General features: G+C 65.5%; 15 protein-coding genes and 3 pseudogenes. 4 read left to right on the top strand and 14 right to left on the bottom strand.

Features of this window, described 5'->3' with window-relative positions:
- Positions 1-39: 39 nt before the first annotated feature.
- Both OKW26_RS01310 and OKW26_RS01305 read right to left on the bottom strand, forming a co-directional pair.
- Positions 40-855: pseudogene (locus OKW26_RS01310) on the bottom strand (ShlB/FhaC/HecB family hemolysin secretion/activation protein); the annotation flags it as partial.
- Positions 856-1,510: 655 nt separating this feature from the next.
- On the bottom strand, positions 1,511-1,705 hold the full coding sequence (locus OKW26_RS01305) for a hypothetical protein (RefSeq protein ID WP_429352412.1): 195 nt from the start codon (positions 1,703-1,705) through the stop codon (positions 1,511-1,513).
- A gap of 75 nt (positions 1,706-1,780) precedes the next feature.
- Here OKW26_RS01305 and OKW26_RS01300 point away from each other — a divergent pair.
- From OKW26_RS01300 to OKW26_RS01290, 3 genes and pseudogenes are all read left to right on the top strand, one after another.
- Positions 1,781-2,347: pseudogene (locus OKW26_RS01300) on the top strand (IS30 family transposase); the annotation flags it as partial.
- Positions 2,262-2,552 (top strand): glycoside hydrolase family protein, encoded by a 291-nt coding sequence (locus OKW26_RS01295; RefSeq protein WP_429352411.1) that lies wholly within the window; start codon positions 2,262-2,264, stop codon positions 2,550-2,552. The pseudogene OKW26_RS01300 and the gene OKW26_RS01295, both read left to right, overlap by 86 nt.
- Before the next feature lie 75 nt (positions 2,553-2,627).
- Positions 2,628-3,110 (top strand): lysozyme inhibitor LprI family protein, encoded by a 483-nt coding sequence (locus tag OKW26_RS01290; RefSeq protein ID WP_429352410.1) that lies wholly within the window; start codon positions 2,628-2,630, stop codon positions 3,108-3,110.
- 192 nt (positions 3,111-3,302) lie between these two features.
- Here the strand turns inward: OKW26_RS01290 and OKW26_RS01285 are convergent, their stop codons facing one another.
- Positions 3,303-5,678 (bottom strand): TonB-dependent receptor, encoded by a 2,376-nt coding sequence (locus OKW26_RS01285; RefSeq protein WP_429352409.1) that lies wholly within the window; start codon positions 5,676-5,678, stop codon positions 3,303-3,305.
- A gap of 179 nt (positions 5,679-5,857) precedes the next feature.
- Between OKW26_RS01285 and OKW26_RS01280 the strand changes: the two genes are divergently transcribed.
- On the top strand, positions 5,858-6,856 hold the full coding sequence (locus tag OKW26_RS01280; protein WP_429352408.1) for a histidine kinase: 999 nt from the start codon (positions 5,858-5,860) through the stop codon (positions 6,854-6,856).
- Here OKW26_RS01280 and OKW26_RS01275 read toward each other — a convergent pair.
- The 11 genes and pseudogenes from OKW26_RS01275 to OKW26_RS01225 form a co-directional block, all read right to left on the bottom strand.
- Positions 6,826-7,488: a response regulator gene (locus OKW26_RS01275; RefSeq protein WP_429352407.1), complete on the bottom strand. Its 663-nt coding sequence runs from the start codon at positions 7,486-7,488 to the stop codon at positions 6,826-6,828. The genes OKW26_RS01280 and OKW26_RS01275 overlap by 31 nt on opposite strands.
- Entirely contained in the window at positions 7,485-8,735 is a 1,251-nt protein-coding gene (gene pqqE / locus OKW26_RS01270; protein ID WP_429352406.1) for a pyrroloquinoline quinone biosynthesis protein PqqE, read from the bottom strand. The genes OKW26_RS01275 and pqqE overlap by 4 nt, the downstream gene beginning before the upstream one ends.
- A 4-nt stretch (positions 8,736-8,739) precedes the next feature.
- A complete protein-coding gene (pqqD, locus tag OKW26_RS01265) occupies positions 8,740-9,018 on the bottom strand; it encodes a pyrroloquinoline quinone biosynthesis peptide chaperone PqqD (protein ID WP_090809033.1) in 279 nt (92 codons plus the stop codon).
- Positions 9,015-9,773 carry a pyrroloquinoline-quinone synthase PqqC gene (gene pqqC, locus OKW26_RS01260; RefSeq protein ID WP_429352405.1) on the bottom strand — a complete coding sequence of 253 codons (759 nt, stop codon included), beginning with the start codon at positions 9,771-9,773 and terminating at the stop codon, positions 9,015-9,017. The genes pqqD and pqqC overlap by 4 nt, the downstream gene beginning before the upstream one ends.
- A gap of 72 nt (positions 9,774-9,845) precedes the next feature.
- Positions 9,846-10,761: pseudogene (gene pqqB / locus OKW26_RS01255) on the bottom strand (pyrroloquinoline quinone biosynthesis protein PqqB).
- Complete coding sequence (locus OKW26_RS01250) at positions 10,758-11,792, bottom strand: alpha/beta fold hydrolase (protein WP_429352404.1); 1,035 nt, start codon at positions 11,790-11,792, stop codon at positions 10,758-10,760. The pseudogene pqqB and the gene OKW26_RS01250 overlap by 4 nt, the downstream one beginning before the upstream one ends.
- Positions 11,789-12,373: a cytochrome b gene (locus tag OKW26_RS01245; RefSeq protein ID WP_410451257.1), complete on the bottom strand. Its 585-nt coding sequence runs from the start codon at positions 12,371-12,373 to the stop codon at positions 11,789-11,791. The genes OKW26_RS01250 and OKW26_RS01245 overlap by 4 nt, the downstream gene beginning before the upstream one ends.
- Positions 12,374-12,452: 79 nt before the next feature.
- On the bottom strand, positions 12,453-13,289 hold the full coding sequence (locus OKW26_RS01240; RefSeq protein WP_429352403.1) for a formylmethanofuran dehydrogenase subunit C: 837 nt from the start codon (positions 13,287-13,289) through the stop codon (positions 12,453-12,455).
- On the bottom strand, positions 13,286-14,257 hold the full coding sequence (gene fhcD / locus OKW26_RS01235; RefSeq protein ID WP_184067288.1) for a formylmethanofuran--tetrahydromethanopterin N-formyltransferase: 972 nt from the start codon (positions 14,255-14,257) through the stop codon (positions 13,286-13,288). The genes OKW26_RS01240 and fhcD overlap by 4 nt, the downstream gene beginning before the upstream one ends.
- Before the next feature lie 10 nt (positions 14,258-14,267).
- Positions 14,268-15,977 (bottom strand): formylmethanofuran dehydrogenase subunit A, encoded by a 1,710-nt coding sequence (locus OKW26_RS01230; protein WP_429352402.1) that lies wholly within the window; start codon positions 15,975-15,977, stop codon positions 14,268-14,270.
- On the bottom strand, positions 15,974-17,365 hold the full coding sequence (locus OKW26_RS01225; RefSeq protein WP_429352401.1) for a formylmethanofuran dehydrogenase: 1,392 nt from the start codon (positions 17,363-17,365) through the stop codon (positions 15,974-15,976). Before OKW26_RS01225 ends, OKW26_RS01230 begins: the two co-directional genes overlap by 4 nt.
- Positions 17,366-17,424 lie beyond the last annotated feature (59 nt).

Genomic DNA, 17,424 nt, shown 5'->3' with positions numbered 1-17,424 from the left:
GAAACGCCGAAAACCCGGATAGCGTCGGCGGGGTGAATTTCAGAATTGAGCGGTCAACTGGAAACCGAGCGTCACGCGCGCAGTGGGAAAATCTGACGGCTTGTAGATCGGCGTCCCGGCGAACAGGTCATAGGCGAGCGCGCCAGCCTTTGCTGATGCACTACCGCGCACACCGATCACCGCACCTGCCAGCTGTGTACCGGCGAGATATGCGGCGTTCGGTCCGAACACGTGCCCGTAGTCGATGCCTGCGTAAAGTGACTGTCCGGTCGATCCAACCGGTAGCTGCAAGTCGTTGCGCCAGAAGAAACCGCGTTCGGCCGCGAGCATCGTTTCGCCGTCGAAGCCGCGCACCGTGTAGCGGCTGCCGATGGTCAGGTCATCGATGTAGTTCAGCGTGTTGTTCGTGAACTGCCCATGCACGCTCGTCACGTAACGCAATGGCTGGCTTGCTATCCTGAACGGCATTGACAGGTTCGCGTCGAGGATGGCCATGCGGAAGCGGTAAGTCGGGCCATTCTCGTAGAAGTCTGGTGTCGCCCCGAGTCCGCCCACACCCTGACGGTACCCGAGGCTGCCGTCGAACTGCGAGCTGCCGAAGTAGTGGCGATCGGTAAGGCTGGCCTCGATGAACGTGTTGTTGCGCCGCTGCTGCGGGATGTCGGTGTCTTCAATGAAGCTTTCACCGAAGCGCTTCGTCAGGCGGAACTGCGCGCCAAGTACGTTGTTCTGGCTGCGCATGAGCACGCGCTGTAGCCTGAAGTCCACCGTCTGCGCATTGCCGCTCGAAACGAAAGTCGCGTTCGCGCCCGCGATCTGCTGGTAATACGTGTTCGTGTAGGCCGATAGTATCGCAGACAGGACACGAAATGAATCCCACTGAATCGCAGCAAGGCGGCACGACCGAAACCGTCGTGCTGGACGCCCCCCAGGGGGGCAATGACAGCGTCTACACCAGCCGAAGACGGACGGTTAATGTCAACCTGTGGCAGACCATTCTGTGTCTGGATCACGGACGGCGCATGGGTACCACCCGGCACAATCTGCGCATGGGCGAGCATCGGGGCAAACAACGCGCCGCCCAGCCCCACCAGCACGGCAAATGCCACAGGGTGCAGCGCGAACCGGAAAGCATGCCGCCCGCTCGATTGAGCGATATGTGCCGCGCCTGCTACTTCTTCCTGATCGGTCTTGCGTGCGCCGCTCGCCGTTTCCTCAACCGCGACCAGCATACCTCTACATTGGCTGAAAACCAGCCTGAACATGTTCTTATTCATTCTGTGTAGCGTATTTTTTGACGTATCGAAAATACCTCAAGCCACTGTTCGAGTAAGTCAAAGATTGTCAGCGTGTGCAGAGCAACAACGAAAACTGAAAACAAGATCTATCTGATGGACGCGTACGACAACATATGCAATCACAATATGCAAAACGAATAGACGTCTGCTTATCGCCGTGCAATTGAAAAGGCGGCATCAAGCCGCCTTCATTGGGTTGCTGACAGAGCCAGTTAGTGCTTCGTCGTGGTCGTGCCAAGAGTCGCAAGTCTGTCCTGAACGCTTTGCGCCGCATCGGCCAGCAGGTCCGCCGCATCGCGGGGAGTAAGACGACGGTTCGGAATACCCTTGGCGTCGAGCGCCAGAACCGTGAACAGTTCACGATCGCGATTGTTCATGCGCCTGTAGTCCTCGCCGATATGGATCATGACCTCAAGCAGATTCCGCTGATCGCTTAGTCTCTAGTTCCAAGTGCAACACCTTGAATGAGGTAGGGTGTTGCGATGAAGAAGAACTACAAGCATTTGAGTGCGGAAGAACGCGCGGCGATCATGATCGAACATCAAAAGGGCGGCAGCATAAGAACTATTGCGGGGCTGCTGGGGCGCAGCGCTTCGACGGTGTCGCGCGAACTGGCGCGTAATTGCAGCGTGGACGCGCCGCGCTACTGTGCGACGCAGGCGGCCTCGGCCTATCGGCTGCGTCGTCGGCGCTGCGTACGGCCGCGCAAGTTGATCGAAGGCAGCGCGCTTTATCGGCATGTGCATGATCACCTGGTCTACTGGCGCTGGTCGCCGCAGCAAATCGCTGCCAAACTGCGGGCCATGTATCCAGACGACCCAAGTCAGCACGTCAGCCACGAGACGGTCTATGCTGCCATTTACACGTATGCACGTGGCTCGCTGAAACCAGCCATGATCGCAGCCTTGCGCCAAGAAAAACCGGCGCGCGGAAATCGGCGCACGACGCTTGCTGGCGGCAGCTATGTTCCCGAGGATTTGCGCATCCAATATCGCCCCGAGCAGATCGAGCAACGGCTGTTGCCGGGGCACTGGGAGGGCGACTTTCTTTAAGAAGAACTTAATGGGTGTCGAAGCTGAAATCAATCGTGACGTGAAGGTCTTTCTGCATCAGTACGAATACGACGCCCTCGTATCAGTGCTTTTTAGTACGGGTGAGAACCACAGCAGGATTGACGCATGGTATCCAGAAACTCGGTGTCATCATCTCGCCGGGTACCTCAACCGGGGGGAGTACCAAAAAATGGGGACGTAATTCGATCTTTCATTGCGCAACGAGTGCCAAAGCGCCGAAAATCCGAAGCAAAGCTATTTGAAACGGGTATGTACGATGCGAGCCACTAATATTGCGATTCTTCTTTTCTTGGCATCTTCGCCAGCATATCCGTCAAGCTCGATCTACGGCTCTGCGTTCGACCACACGAAAGCCACGCCGACTAGTCAATACTTCGCCGGCAAAACTGAAGAACAAATCCAACGATTTTGCAAGAATGATGCCGTTGCAACAATGGACGTTTCGGCTTGCGCTCAACACGATTTCGAGCGCGTTGCACAGACGCTCGAAAAGAAAGTATCCGCAATAGAGCGGATCATGGCTGACGGCGACAAGGAACTTCGGACGCGTGGCGAACCCGAGGCACTTCCCTATTTTCGGAGAGGACAGGAGAACTGGAAGCTCTATCGCGACAACGAATGTTATGCAGACGTGTATGAGGTTGGACAGGCATCGTTGCGATTCGTCGAGTTTTGGGACTGCATGACTAGAATTACCAGGAACCGGCTTGATGAACTGACAAAGCCAATTAATGAGTAAGCCTGGTAAAACGAGTGCTAATCACTAACGGGCGCAACCCCGCTTGCCACGAATGCGCGCAATGGCCTCGACCAACGAATCAGGCTGGATAATGTCGCGACGGTTTGCCGTGCTCAGGACAGCTTCCACGAAGTGAAACATGGCGGCGCCCGGCCGCCGCGCTTCAATATGATCCGCCCCCGCCAAGCACCACTACTTCCACGCATACCTCATCCCCACCCAGAACCCCCTCGGCGCACCCGGCCCGACGAACTGCTCGTTGACCGGCGCCGTGCCGTTGAACGTATTGCCCGGTCCGGTAAAGAAGTTCTCCCCGAGCGCGCCGAAGCTCGCATAGCGCTTGTCGAGCAGGTTCGACACCGACGCGAACACCTGCAACTGTTTCGTCACCTGGTAGCTGGTGTCCATATCGATCAACAGATAGCCGGAGATCTTGCCGTTCACGTCCTGGTTGTTCTCGTCGCCCTGCGCGTAGATGCTGCCGCGCCACGTCAGATTCGTGCCGATTCGCCATTTCGCGGTGGCCGCGTAATCGAGCCGCAGCTTGACGGTCGTCGCCGGAATGCTCGGGATGTGATCGCCGGGATGCACGGTGATGTTGCCGTTCGCGTCGGCGCTCGAGTTGCTGGGGCTGCTTTCGACCCATGTCGACTGGTAGGTCGCATTGACGTAGCTATAGCTGCCGGTCACCGTGAACGGACCGTACTTCGTCTGCCCAGCCAGTTCGACGCCTTGCCGGCGCGTGCGCCCGACGTTCTGGAAAAACCCCTGCGAACTGCCCGCGCCGGTGCTGCTGATGAACTCGATGTCGTTGTCGAGCGTCGTGCTGTAGGCAGCCGCGCTCCATGTCGTGTTGCCGCCGATCCTGCCGCGCGCGCCGACTTCATAGGTCTTCGAAATGACCGGCTGCAACGACGGATCGGAGATGAAGTCGTTCGGCAGCGAACACGGCGCGTTCGGATCGGCGCAGGCCAGCTCGATCGCGGTCGGCGAGCGCATGCCCTCGTTGTAGGTCGCGTAGGCGGTGAGCGCCGGCGTCGGATTCCAGTTGATGCCGACCGCCGGATTGAAGCGCGAGAACGTATGGTGGCCGTCGAGCTGCGGCTGCGTGCCGGATTCGTCGCCGATCGTCGCATCGGCCCAGTTGTAGCGGCCCGACAGCGTCAGCGACCACTGCGGCGTCAGGGACAGCGTGTCGGTCAGGTAGATGCCGTAGTTCGTGTTGTGCGTGTTCGCGTTGGTCTGCTGTGCGAAATTCCCGATGCCGACCGTCGCGCGCGAATCGGTAAACGTCGCGTCCTGCGACGACTGCGTGAAGCGCGAGTCGGCGGCATCGACGGCCATGCCCGCGATGAACTGGTTCTGCATGCCGCCGAGCTTGCCGAGCAGCGTCAGTTGCAGGCTCGCGCCGTAGCTGTCGGTCGTCACGGTGGACTGTACGTTGGTCGCCTGCAACGTATCGACGCTGCCGTCGGGATTGATCGTGCCGTAGTCGTTGTTGACGTTGCTGCTGGTGTTGGCATTGCGAAAGTGCCGGTAGTACGCGTTGCCGCTCAGTTCGACGTTGTCGTTGAAGTAATGATCGCCCGACAGCGTCAGGTAGCCGGCGCTGTTCTGATTCTGATCGGGATACGTGTACGGTTGCCTGGGGTTACCGAGGAACGAGCGCGGAATGGTTTGCGCGCCGTGCAGATCGTTGTCCGCTCCGCCGGCCGATAACGACAGCGTCGTGTCGGCGTCGGTATAGCGCAGCTTGCCGAACGCCTGGCGGATGCGGCTCTCGTTCTGCTCGGCCCAGCCGTTGTCGTTCGCGGCGTTGGCGGTGAAGTAGTAGTCGAGGTTCTGGCCGATCGTGCCGCCCTGTTCGATCTGCGCGGCCTTGCGTCCCCACGAGCCGCCCTGAATTTCGGCCTCGCCGACCGGGTTGTCCTTGCCGTTTTTCGTCGTGATCGACAGCGCGCCGCCGAGCGTATTGAAGCCGAAAGTCGGATTGGAGCCGGGGATCAGCTGCATCGTGTCGATCGCCTGTTGCGGCAGCAGGTCCCAGTTCACGACGTCGCCGAACGGTTCGTTCACGCGCACGCCGTCGACGAATACCGACAAACCTTGCGGCGTGCCCAGCAGCGGTGACGCGGTGAAGCCGCGATAGAACAGGTTCATCTGATACGGGTTGCCCTGCGCGTCGGAGATCGTGACGCTAGGCAGATTCGCCGCGAGGTAGTCGCTGAGTGTCTGGCGGCCCTGCCGTTGGATGTCGGCCGCGTGGACCGTCTGCACGTTGGCCGGCACCAGCGTGAGCGGTGTGCCGATGCCGAGCAGCGGCGTGGTGCCTACGACGACGATCGGCGCGAGGGTCGTGGTGGGTGTCGTGTTGCTGTTGGCGTTGCCGTCGGCTGCGCCGGAAGAGGCAGCGGAAGACGCCGAGGACGGCGCCGAGGCCGCGACTGGCGGCTCCGCCTGCGCCCATACGCTCGTGGACAGACCGGCGAGCGCGCCGCCGACGCAGAAGGCGATGCCGGCACGCCGCTGAAGCCGGCGTTTGCGGCGTGCTTGTGATCGCATGCTCATCGTTATTGTCTCCTGCCGGCTTGATTTGTACGCGTGTCGCGCGTTGTTTGACGTTGGTGTAAAGCTTCGCATACGCGTCTGTAAGACGCGCGGGAGCTTTTCCCGATCTGCCGGGGAAGCGTTCCCAAACTCGCGCAAAACCCGCTGCGCGTGCCGGCGCTGAGTAGAATGCAAGCGTCATGTCAAGCGAACCGATCCATTCCTCTTCCGCTGACCGAGCGCCGCCATCGTCGCCGATATGGCGCGACCTCGGCTGGGTCGTCGCCGTGACCGTGCTCGCGGCGGTGCTCGGCGCCGCCTTCGATGTCAGCGAGAAGGTCTACCGGTTCACGCGTGGCATGGAGCGCTTCCAGCTCGACGAGTTGCCGGGCGCGCTGTTCGTGCTGTCGATCGCGCTCGCGTGGTTCGCGTGGCGCCGCTATCGCGATGCGCGCCACGAACTGCGCCATCGCCGCATGCTCGAGGAACAGGCCGAACGACTGCTCGCCGACAACCGGCGCCTTGCCAGTCAGGCGCTGCAGGCGCAGGAACTGGAGCGCCGCCATCTGGCGCGCGAGCTGCACGACGAGCTGGGTCAATACCTGAACGCGATCTCGCTCGACGCGGCGCGCATCCGCGATCTATCGGGCGAGCGCGAGCCGGAAATTCATCGCATCGCGCTCGGGCTGATGCAGAGCGCGACGCATGTGTACCGCGAGATCGGCGGCATGATCCGCCGCCTGCGGCCGATCGGTCTCGACGAATTCGGCTTGCCGACCGCGCTCGAACATTGCGTCGACGGCTGGCGCGAGCGCTTGCCCGAAGCGTCGTTCTCGATGACGATCGAAGGGGATTTCAGCGGCCTCAGCGATGCGTTGACGATCACGCTGTACCGGCTCGTGCAGGAAGGACTGACGAATGTGTCGAAGTTCGCGCGCCGCTCGCGCGTCGAACTGTTCATGGTGCGCGCGCCGCGCGAACACAACGGCACGCGGATCGACGAGATCGTCGTGACGATGGCCGACGACGGCCCCGGCACCGATCTGACGAAGCCGCGCAGCGGGCTCGGGCTGATCGGCATGCGCGAACGCGTCGAGGCGCTCGGCGGCGAATTTCACATCGCGAGCGAGCCGCAGCGCGGGTTTCTGTTCTGCGCGCGCGTGCCCGCTCAGGCGGGGCTGGCCGAGCCCGTGAACTGAAGCCCGAGGCGGCTTGCCATCTGCGCGAGCTGTACGCCGTTGTCGGCGCCGAACTTCTGCCGGATCACCGATTGGTGGTTGGCCACCGTTTTCTGACTCAAGCCCAGCTTTTCGGCGATGCTCGGCAGCGTATAGCCCTGCACGAGCAGCCGCAGCACCTCGAACTCGCGCGCCGACAACTGACGCCCCGGCGGCCCTTCGTTGAACGCGGTGCGCAGCGCGAGCGCCTGCGAGATGTCCGGGCTCAGGTAGCGGGCACGCCGCGCGATCGAGCGCACCGCTTCGACCAGCACGTCGGGCGCGCTTGCCTTGGTCACGTAGCCGAGCGCGCCCGCGTCGAGCGCGCGCCGCACGAAGATCGATTCCTCGTGCACGCTGAAGATCAGCACGCGCGCGTCCGGTTCGCGCGCGAGCATGCGCCGCATCGCTTCGATGCCGCTTGCGCCCGGCAGCGCCACATCCATCACGACCACGTCGGGCTGCAGCGCGCAAAAACGCTGGTAGGCCTGCGCGGCGTCGCCCGCTTCGCCGCACACCTCGACGTCGGCATTCAGTTCGAGCAGACGCCGGTAGCCTTCGCGCACGACCGCATGGTCGTCGACGAGCAGAACGGAGATGGTGTCGGCACTCATGATTGGACTCCGGGTGAGGCCCGGTTATCGCCGCCGGCGTCGGGCTCGCGGGCAGCGGCCGCGAACTTGCGTGAGTTGGCGTCGTTGCGGAACAGGATCGGCTGTTCGCGGGCCGCTGCTGTCGCCCCGGTTGCGGATGCAGATCCCGATGCTGCACGCCGCACGATCTTGACCACGGTGTCGTGAAACGGCGACTTGTCGCAGACGGGGTCGGCGTTGGCCGCGTCGCCGGTCAGCAGGAAGGCCTGGCAGCGGCAGCCGCCCAGGTCGAGGTCCTTTTCATCGCAGCTGCGGCACGGCTCCTTCATCCACTGCAAACCCCGAAAGCGGTTGAACGCGTCGCTGTCGTACCAGATCTCGCGCAACGGCATGTCCTTCACGTTCGGCAGCGTCAGGCCGGGCAGGCCGCGCGCCGCGTGACACGGCAGCGCGGCGCCGTCGGGCGCGACGCCGAGGAACACCGCGCCCCAGCCGTTCATGCAGCGCTTCGGGCGGCGCTCGAAGTAGTCGGGTACGACGAAGAAGATCTTGCAGCGCTCGCCATGCGTGCGGCGATAGCGTGCGACCACCGCTTCGGCTTCTTCGAGCTGCTGTTGCGTCGGCATCAGTTGCGCCTGGTTCTCGCGCGCCCAGCCGTAGAACTGCGTGTTCGCCAGCTCCAGATATTCGGCGCCGAGAGCCAATGCCATCTCGATGATCTTGTCGACATGCGGCAGGTTGTAGCGATGCAGCACGCAGTTCATCACCATCGGAAAGCCGTGCCGCTTGAGCGCGACGGCGACGCGCTGCTTCAGCTCGAAGGTGCGCGTGCTGCTCAGGAAGTCGTTCAACTGCTGCGTCGAATCCTGGAAGGACAGCTGGATGTGATCGAGCCCGGCGGCCTTCAGATCGCCGAGGCGCTGATCGGTGAGACCGACGCCCGACGTGATCAGGTTCGTGTAGAAGCCGAGCCTGTGCGCTTCTTCGACGAGTACTTCGACGTCGTCGCGCACCAGCGGCTCGCCGCCCGAAAAGCCGAGCTGCACCGCGCCGAGCGCGCGCGCCTCGCGCAGCACGTCGAGCCATTGCCCGGTGGTCAGTTCGCGGTTGTGATCGGTGTAGTCGAGCGGGTTGTAGCAGAATGCGCAATGCAGCGGACAGCGATAGGTCAGCTCCGCGAGCAGCCACAGCGGCGGCGGCACGACGGCGGCCGCGTCGCTTTGCACTTGCGCGCCGGGTTGAGAGGCAGGTTGAGAAAGATCGGTCATCGCGCTACTCCAGCCAGCCGCGCCCATGCGCGTCGGCGATGAAGGCCCGCACCTCGCTGCCGATGCCGGTCGTGTTGAACGCCTGTTCGAGGTCGGCGATCAGCGTATCGATGTCGCGTGTGCCGTCGCAGCGCTTGAGGATTTCTCCCGCGCTTTGATTGAGCTTCACCATGCCCTCGGGGTACAGCAGCACGTGCGCGTTCTGCGCGGGCTCCCATTGCAGGCGAAATGGCTTGGCGATCGCGAGCGGCGTGGCGGGGTCGGCGCGTGTCGAGTCGTTCATTGCGCAAACGCCTTCTCGATCGCGTCGAGCATGGTCCACAGAATGTCGAGCTTGAACTGCAGGATGTCGAGCGCCCGTTCCTGCTGATCGCGTCGCGTGAAATGGGCAAGCGTGACCTCGAGTCCGTGCTGGACATCGCGCTGCGCGAGCGAAATGCGTGAGCGGAAGTACGCGAGGCCCTCGGGTTCGATCCACGGATAGTGCTCGGGCCAGCTCGCGAGCCGGTCGCGATGCACCTGCGGCGCGAACATTTCGGTCAGCGACGAGCACACCGCTTCCTGCCACGGCGCGCGGCGCGCGAAATTCACATACGCGTCGACGGCGAAGCGCACGCCCGGCGTCACGTGTTCGAGCGACCACAGTTCGTCGCGTGTGAGGCCGACCGCATCCGCGAGACGCGCCCAGGTTTCGATGCCGCCTTCCGCGCCATCGTAGCCGTCGTGATCGAGAATGCGCAGCACCCAGCGGCGGCGCGTCTCGCGGTCCGGACAGTTCGACAGCACGGCCGCATCCTTCAGCGGAATGTTGATCTGGTAGTAGAAGCGGTTCGCGACCCAGCCGCGAATCTGCTCGCGCGAGCAGCCGCCGCTATTCATCTTCACGTTGAACGGATGGTGGATGTGATAGGCGGTGCCCTTCGCGCGCAACTGCGCCTCGAATTCTTCACGGCTCCAGGCGGGTCGGTCGATGCCTTGAGTTCCCGTGGTACTCACGTCGCGTGTTGGTGTCGTGTCCTGAATGTCTTTCGCGTTCATGCCGTCTCCGTTTTATCGTCGTTCACAGCCGCGCCTCGTTACCGCATCGCTCCGTACTCTTCACTGCGCGCTTCAAAGCTCGAAGCTCATTGCGTCGTACGCGACCTCGATGCCATGCTCGCCCAGCATGCGCCGCTCGGGGCCGTCTTCGATCAGGATCGGATTCGTGTTGTTGATATGGATCAGCACTTTGCGTTTCGCGCCGAGCGAATCGAGCGTTTCGATCATGCCGCCCGCGCCGCTCTGCGGCAGATGGCCCATATCCGCCGAGGTCTTGTTCGACAGGCCGAGGCGGATCATTTCGTCGCCGGTCCACAGCGTGCCGTCGACGAGTAGCAGATCGGCCTCGCGCATCGCCGCCAGCACGTGCGGCTCGATCGCGCCGAGCCCCGGCGCGTAGAACACGCGCCGGCCCGATTGCAGGTTCGTCAGCACGAGTCCGATGTTGTCGCCGCGCTCCGGCGCATCGCGATGCGGCGAGTACGGCGGCGCCTTGCTCGACAGCGGGCAGCGCGTCGATGCGGATGCCGGGCAGCGCGTCGACGGCGAGCGGCGCGCCGTCGAGCGCGATACGGCGGTGCTCGACTCCGCAGTAGTGCGACAGGATCGGCGCGACTGGAAAGCCGGAGCGGAGGTCTTGCCAGACCGCATCGGTTGCGTATAGCGGCAGCGGGGTGTCGCGTTCGCGCAGCATCAAGAGGCCGGTCACGTGGTCGATCTGCGCGTCGATCACGAGCACCGCGGCGATGCCGCTGTCGCGCGCGCGCCGCGCGGGTTGAAGTTCGGGATGCGCGGCGATCTGCGCGAGCAGATCGGGCGATGCATTGACGAGCAGCCAGTCCTCGCCGTTCGCGCTGACCGCGATCGACGACTGCGTGCGGCGCGTCGCCTTCACCGTGCCGCGACGCACTCCGTCGCAATTGCGGCAATTGCAGTTCCACTGCGGAAAGCCGCCGCCCGCCGACGAGCCGAGTACCTTGATCTTCATGCCGCGCGACGCATGCTGCTGCGCCCCTCTTCGACGGTGGGAGTGAACATCGCGGTGAGCGCCTGCGCGACGCATGCATGCAACGCGGGGTCGCTCGCCAGATGACCCGCCGCGCTGACAGACTCGACGCGCGCCGACGGAACCGCGCGCGACAGACGTCGCAGATTGCCGCGCGGACACACCGGATCGCGCGCACCATGCACGGCCGCAATCGATACCCCGGCCGCCGCCGCGCGGCGCGCGAGCGACAGCAAACGCGTCTCGCCGAGCCAGCAGCGATGCGCGAGGTAGTGCGCCTGAATCCGGTATTTGCCGATCAGCTTGCGCGCGTGGCGTTGGGGTTCGCGTGGGTTTTGCAGGTTCGCACGTCGTCGTGCGGCGCCTCGCGGCGATGCGCTCGCGAGCACCGCGTTTTCATAGCCGCGCCAGGCCAGCGCGAGCGCGCGTTGCCGCGCTTCATTCGCGCCGTATTGCAAGGTGTCGCCGCAACGCGCGGCCAGTGCCGCGGGCTGCTCGCAGCGAGCAGCGGCACGCAGTCTCGACCACGCACGCGGCGCGCGCTTGCGTGACGCGATGAACAAACCGCGCACTTCGCGCGCGGACGTCAGGAACAGGCCGCGCAGCACGACGCCCGTCACCGACCGCGGACACTGCCCCGCATACGCGAGCGCGAGCGCCGCGCCCCACGATCCGCCGAGCACGCCCCAGCGCGCGAAGCCGAGCCGCGCGCGAATCGCTTCGAGATCGGCGATCAGATAGTCGGTGCGGTTGTGGCGCACGCTGCCGTGCGGCGTCGAGGCACCGGTGCCGCGCTGGTCGATCAGCACGACGCGAAAGCGCTGCAGATCGAACAGCCGCAGCACGCCGGGCTGACTGCCGCTGCCTGGGCCGCCGTGCAGCACCGCGACCGGCACGCCGTCGCGCGCGCCGGCCAGCGCATACCACACGCGATGACCATCGCGCGTGCGCAGCGTATGGACTTCGAGCGCGGCGGCCGCCTGCGTGTGGCGCGATAAGCCTCGCATCGTCATGGCAGCATCCTCGCGAGCAGGTTGTCGCGATCGATCCACTGATGCTTGAACGCGCCCGCCACGTGCAGCACGATCAGCGCGATCAGCGCGAAGCCGATGGCGTGGTGAAGGCCGAAGAACAGCGCGCGCAGATGCGCGTCGTCCCAGCCCCACTTCGGCAGCAGGATGCCCCAGAAGCGCGTGCCGTAGGTGTTGAACGACGAGCCGAGATACCCGGCAAGCGGCATCGCCACCATGCCGACATATAAAAGACCCTGCGTAGTGCGCGCGGCGGCGCGTTGCCACGGTGGCATCGGCGGCAGCGGAGGCCGGTGAAGGACCAGCCGCGCGACGATGCGCAAAAGCACCAGCAGGAAAACCGTCATTCCGAGCGACTTGTGCAGATTGATCAGCGTCGCCTTGACGGGCAAGCCCTTCGGCAAGCCGACCATATAAAGCCCGAGTGCGAGCAGCCCGACGATGCCGAGCGCGATCAGCCAGTGCAGCGCGATCAGCAGCCCGGCATAGCGCGGGCCGCCGGCGCTGGCATTTGCGTTGACGTCGATATCAGGCTTCGCGTTTGCAGAATCCGCTGTCCTCATGCCCTGTCTCCATGCAACATCGTTGCGGGACGTTTCTTTTTTGCCGAACACCGTTTCAGTCGCGGCTGACATAGCTGGTTCAGCCGGCGATCAGTATTTCACCGCGGCCGTCGACCGCGAGGTCGCCCGTGAAACGGACCGGCAGACGGTCCGCGCGCCACTGCGAAAACGGCGCGATTTCGGCCGCGAGACTGCGTATGAGCAATGACCAGAATACGTCGAAACCGTGTCCGCCGCCGGTGAAAGTAGGGGGCGGCAGTGGCTCTGGCCGTTGCGCGAGCAGCAGCGTGCCACGCCTCATTGCATAGGCATAATGCGCGCCCAGTTGCCCCGCCACGCCGACGGTTCCCGCCACCAGCCGCGACGCCGCGAAGTCGCCCGCGTTGCCGCCGACCAGCACGAGGCCGCGGCGCATCCGGTCGGCGAGCCGCGCGCCGGCGTTGCCGTGGATCGTCAGCGTGCCGCCGCTCATGCCTTCCATATCGCCCGTCAGCGCGCCGGCGGCGAAGTCGCCGCTGTCGCCGCGCACCGTCACGCGTCCGCCGCGCATTTCGCAGCCGGTGAAATGCCCCGCGTCGCCGTCGATTTCAAGCAAGCCGCCGCTCATTCTGAAGCCGCTGTAGTCGCCGACCGAGCCGCGCGCGACGAGCCGTCCGCCGTCCATCTGCGCGCCGAGCCGGTCGAGCCACCGCGCGGCGTCGTCGATCAGCAGCGTCGCCATGTCGTCGCCGGACGCAGGCGCGTCGTCGCGCGAAACCTCGAAGACGTCGCCGACCACGCAGCGCTCGTTGCCGGCCGGCAGCACGATGCGCTCGATCTCGGCCACGCTCATGCTGGCCAGCGCCGAGGGTGACAGCGCTGCGGCATCGACGCGAAAGCCGGGTGGTGTCTTCACGCGCAACGTGGTCGTGCTCATGCGTGACTCCCGTTGAGCCCCGCCGCCAGTTCGTGCAGATGAAAGTGGTACGGCCCGAGCTTGCCGCCGTAGTTGCCCGCGGAAATGCGCAGCACGCCGGCCGCGCGGCCGAGTCCGGCGGCCGCGCCGATCCCGGCCGTCATCGCCGCGCCGACGTCGGCGTCGGTCAGACCGTCGATGACGATTTCCAGCACGCAGCCAACGTCCGCGCTCAACTCGCTGCGCCGCGCGAGGCCGATCAGGCTCGGGCAGAACGCGTCGTTGGTCGACGCGGTCGCGCCCGCGTACTTCGAGCCGATCTTCGAGCCCGAGCGCACGATGCCGCCGGGAAACGGCATGATCACGTTCGGCAGCCGGCGCATCGCGGCGACCGCGGCTTCGGCCGCCGCGAGCGCGGCGCCCAGGTCGCGCGCGAGCAGCAGCAGGTTGCCGCCGCCGACGGCCTTGACCGTCGCCGCCATGTCTTCGCAGACGAACTCGCCGTCCATCACCGGCACGCGCCAGTAACGCGTGGGTCCGTTCCCCGCGTCGATCATCTTCGCGATCTGCCAGCCGTCGCCGAAAAAGCGCAGCCCGCTGCCAAGCGGCGCCGGGTCCGACAGCGGCGCGCGGCTCGTGGCCGGATCGATGCCGCCATAGACGGCCGTGCTCGGACAGGTGAGCACGCACTGGCCGACGCGCCGCCCGATCTGCTTCGCGAGCTCCTTCGACGACACCGCGAACAACAGCACCGCGACGCCGGGCCGGCCGTCGGGCGTGGCAGCGGGCGCGAGCGCACGCTCGACGCCCGCCTCGCAGCCGCAACCGATCACCGAGGTCGCGAAGCCCGCCAGCGAGTTCGCCGCGTGCATCGCCCACGTCGGCGTGTGCGCGGTGATCACGAGCCGGGTCGCCTTCATCGGAAAGGCTTCGGCGAAGGTCGCGTCGATCGCGGTGCCGTTGATGTCGAGCGGGGCGGGAGCGTTCATCGTGGCCGCGTCAGGTTAGACATTCGACGGGCAATAGCCGTCCGCCGCGGCAGCAGCGGCAGGCTTCGTCGTCGCTGATCGCGGCGTGGGCGAAGTTGCTCGCGAGGTTCGCGTCGCTATACGCGCGCAGCGTTGTCTCGATGCCACGATCGAATTGCGGCGCGACGAAATGGATGCCGCCCGTCGGCGTCGCGACCAGCGTGCCGTCGCGCGCGACCAGTTCGCCGTCCTTGAACACATAGGCCGGCGACGTGAACATCCGCTCGCGGTCCGGCTCGTCGCGATAGACGGCGATGTCTGCCGCCGCGCCCGCGCCGAGATGGCCGCGATCGCGCAGGCCGAGCAGCCGCGCGGGACCGGCGCGCGTGATGATCGCGATCTCGTACAGCGAGAATTCGCGCTTGAGCTCCGGCAGCGCGCTGGCGACCTGCGCCTCGGGATGCAGCTTCGCCAGTTGCTCATCGCGAAACGGCTTGTCCATCAGCAGGCGGATCAGATGCGGGTAGCTCGTGAACGGTCCGCCGTTCGGATGATCGGTGGTCATCGCGACGCGCCACGGGTCGTCGACGAGCAGGAAGATTTCGAGGCCGATGATCCATTGCAGCGCGTTCACGTAGCTCTGTTCGCGATAGCGGAACGGCAGCACGCCGCAACCCGCGTCGCACTCGATATCTCCCACCACCCACTTGTGCGGCCGCGCGAGCGGCGCGTTGCGGAACTGCATCATCGTGTCACCGGAGGCCGCGACGGTCTGTCCGAAGATGATCTGGCCGACGTCGATCGACACGTTCGGCCGCGCGTTCACGGCCTCGGCAATCTGCCGCGCGCCCGACGAAAACTTGCGTGAACCCTCGGTGCCATAGCTGTGAAACTGGATATGCGTCAGATGGATCGGCAGGCCGTCGGCGGCGTCCATCGTCGCGATGGTCGAGGCGAGGTTGCCGGGCACGCCGAGATTGCTCGTGTGCACGTGCAGCGGATGCGGCACGCGCAGCTCGGTCAGCGCGCGCGTCAGCGTGCGCAGCACGTCGCGCGGCGTGATGCCGTAGTGCGCGTGCGGCTCGTCGACGTCTAGCGAGCGCTGGTTGAACTTGAACGCCGAGATGCCGCCGGGGTTGACCACCTTGACGCCGAGCGCCTTGCTCGCGTCGATCGTCCAGCCGACGTAATCGCGCAGACGTTCGAAGTCGTCGCGCGCGGCGAGCATCCGCAGGAACAGCTCGTCGTTGCCGAGCATCACGTACGCGCCGTGATCGATGATCGGCGTGTCGCCCATTTCGAGGTGCGTGTGGCGCGCGTTGGACGGCATCATCGCCGGCTCGAACGCGGCCGTGTAGCCCATTTCGGCGTAGCGGTAGCCGGTCGCGAGCGTGCCCGGCGTGCAGACGCCGCACGACGGCAGGCGCAGGTAGCGGCCGTTGTCGTCGCGCGCGGCTTCGTAGGCGGCCTCGCGCGGCGCATGGGCGCCCCGCGCATCGGCGCGATGGTCCTCGGGCAGCAGCAGGCGCGACAGATTGGTCTTGCCGCCGCCGATATGCGAATGCAGGTCGATGCCGCCCGCCATCACGATCATGCCGGTCGCGTCGTATTCACGATCGACGGGCGTGGTGGCGGGCACGTCGACGATGCGGCCGTCGCGGAACGTCAGGTCGCGGCGCTCGCCGTTGACGTTGTGGATCGGGTCGAACAACGTGCCGCCCTTGAGCCGGACGAGAGTCATGGCTGATCCTCGCGCGTACTCGAGCGTTCGCTCAGTTGCCCGCTCAATCGCCCGCTCAACTTCGCGGCAATCGACGCCACCGACTCCAGCGCGGCACCACGCGCGGCGGTGAGCGGCATCACGACCGTGCCATCGACGCGAAACAGATGTCCGCCGCTATCGACGCCCGGTGTCGCGACCGGCACGAACACGGTGTTCGCGCCGCGTGCCCTGGCGGCATCGGCGAGCGCCGGATGACCGAGCACGATCAGGGCAAGCGCGGGATCGAGCGACGCCGGCCACGCGTGCGGCGCGAAGCCCGCGATCCACAGCAGCGCATCGACTTCGCGTTCGGCGAGCAGCCGAGCCGTCCGATAGCGGTACGGATCGTGATCGAGCGGCGCGGTGCCCGCGGCGTGCGCCGGCATCGACACGCGCGTGCGCAGCGGCAAGCCGGACAGCCACGTGACGGTCTGATTGACCGTCAACGCGCCGTCGTCGCCGCCGAGCGCGAGACATGCCGCGCGCGTCGTGCGATTCACGGCCTTCACGATCCGGTTCAGCGCTTCGATCAGCAGCGCCGCGTGCGGCGCGGGCAGTGCGGCCGGTTCGTAGACGACCACCGTATAGCGCGCGCCGGCGATGCGTGCGTGCAACGACGCGAGCGCGGTTGCCACCTTGGCTGCGCTGCCATCGCCGTGGCTGAGCGCGGCGGCGTCGCGTCCTTCCGCGAGCGCTGACCACAGCGCGAGCGTGTCGTACGGATCGGTGTCCGGCAGCAGCGTGTCGATGCGCGTTTGCGCGAAGCCGGCCGCGGCGGGGTCCGCTTCGCAGCCGACGAAGACCAGCTCGCGCGCGAGTTCGGTGCCCGCCAGCGCGCGCGTGAAAAAGCGCGGATAACGCCGCGACGGCTGACAGCCGAAGAACACCAGCAGGTCGGCGCGCGCGCGCACTTCGGAGAGCGTCGTAAAGAACGAGCCACGGTCTTGCAAAGCGAGCGTCGCGGGCGTCAGCGCATCGCCGTGCAGATGATCGAGGATCGCGCCGCAGGCGGCGGCAAGCGGATACAGCGCGCGGGTGCCGGCGACGTCGGTGGCGAGGCCGCCGAATAATGGGCGGCGCGCGTTCGCGAGCAACTGCGCGGCGCTCGCCAGCGCGGCATCCTTGTCCACTTCGTTGCCATCGACGGTGCAAGTGCATTGCGCGTCCGTCGCGCCGTACTGCGCGAGCGCGTGAGCGAGCCGCGAACATTCGGTGTCCGGCACATCGAGCGTGCCGTCGTCGTGGGCAGCGGCGGCCAGGTCGTCGCACAGCAAAGGGCAGAACGGACAGATCCAGTCGCGTGTGAGCGCCGCGGCGCGCGTTGCGCTCGGGCTGGGGGTCGATGGATCGATGGAGGGGCTATGCATGGGGCAGGTTTAGCAAGCTCCATGCCGATCTTTCGACCCTGCGGTAAACGTGCCTGATC

The sequence above is a fragment of the Paraburkholderia sp. 32 genome (genome assembly GCF_050435345.1).
Classification (GTDB): domain Bacteria; phylum Pseudomonadota; class Gammaproteobacteria; order Burkholderiales; family Burkholderiaceae; genus Paraburkholderia; species Paraburkholderia tuberum.
The sequence above is the reverse complement of the archived record's forward strand: the minus strand, read 5'-3'. Positions and strand labels throughout refer to the sequence as shown.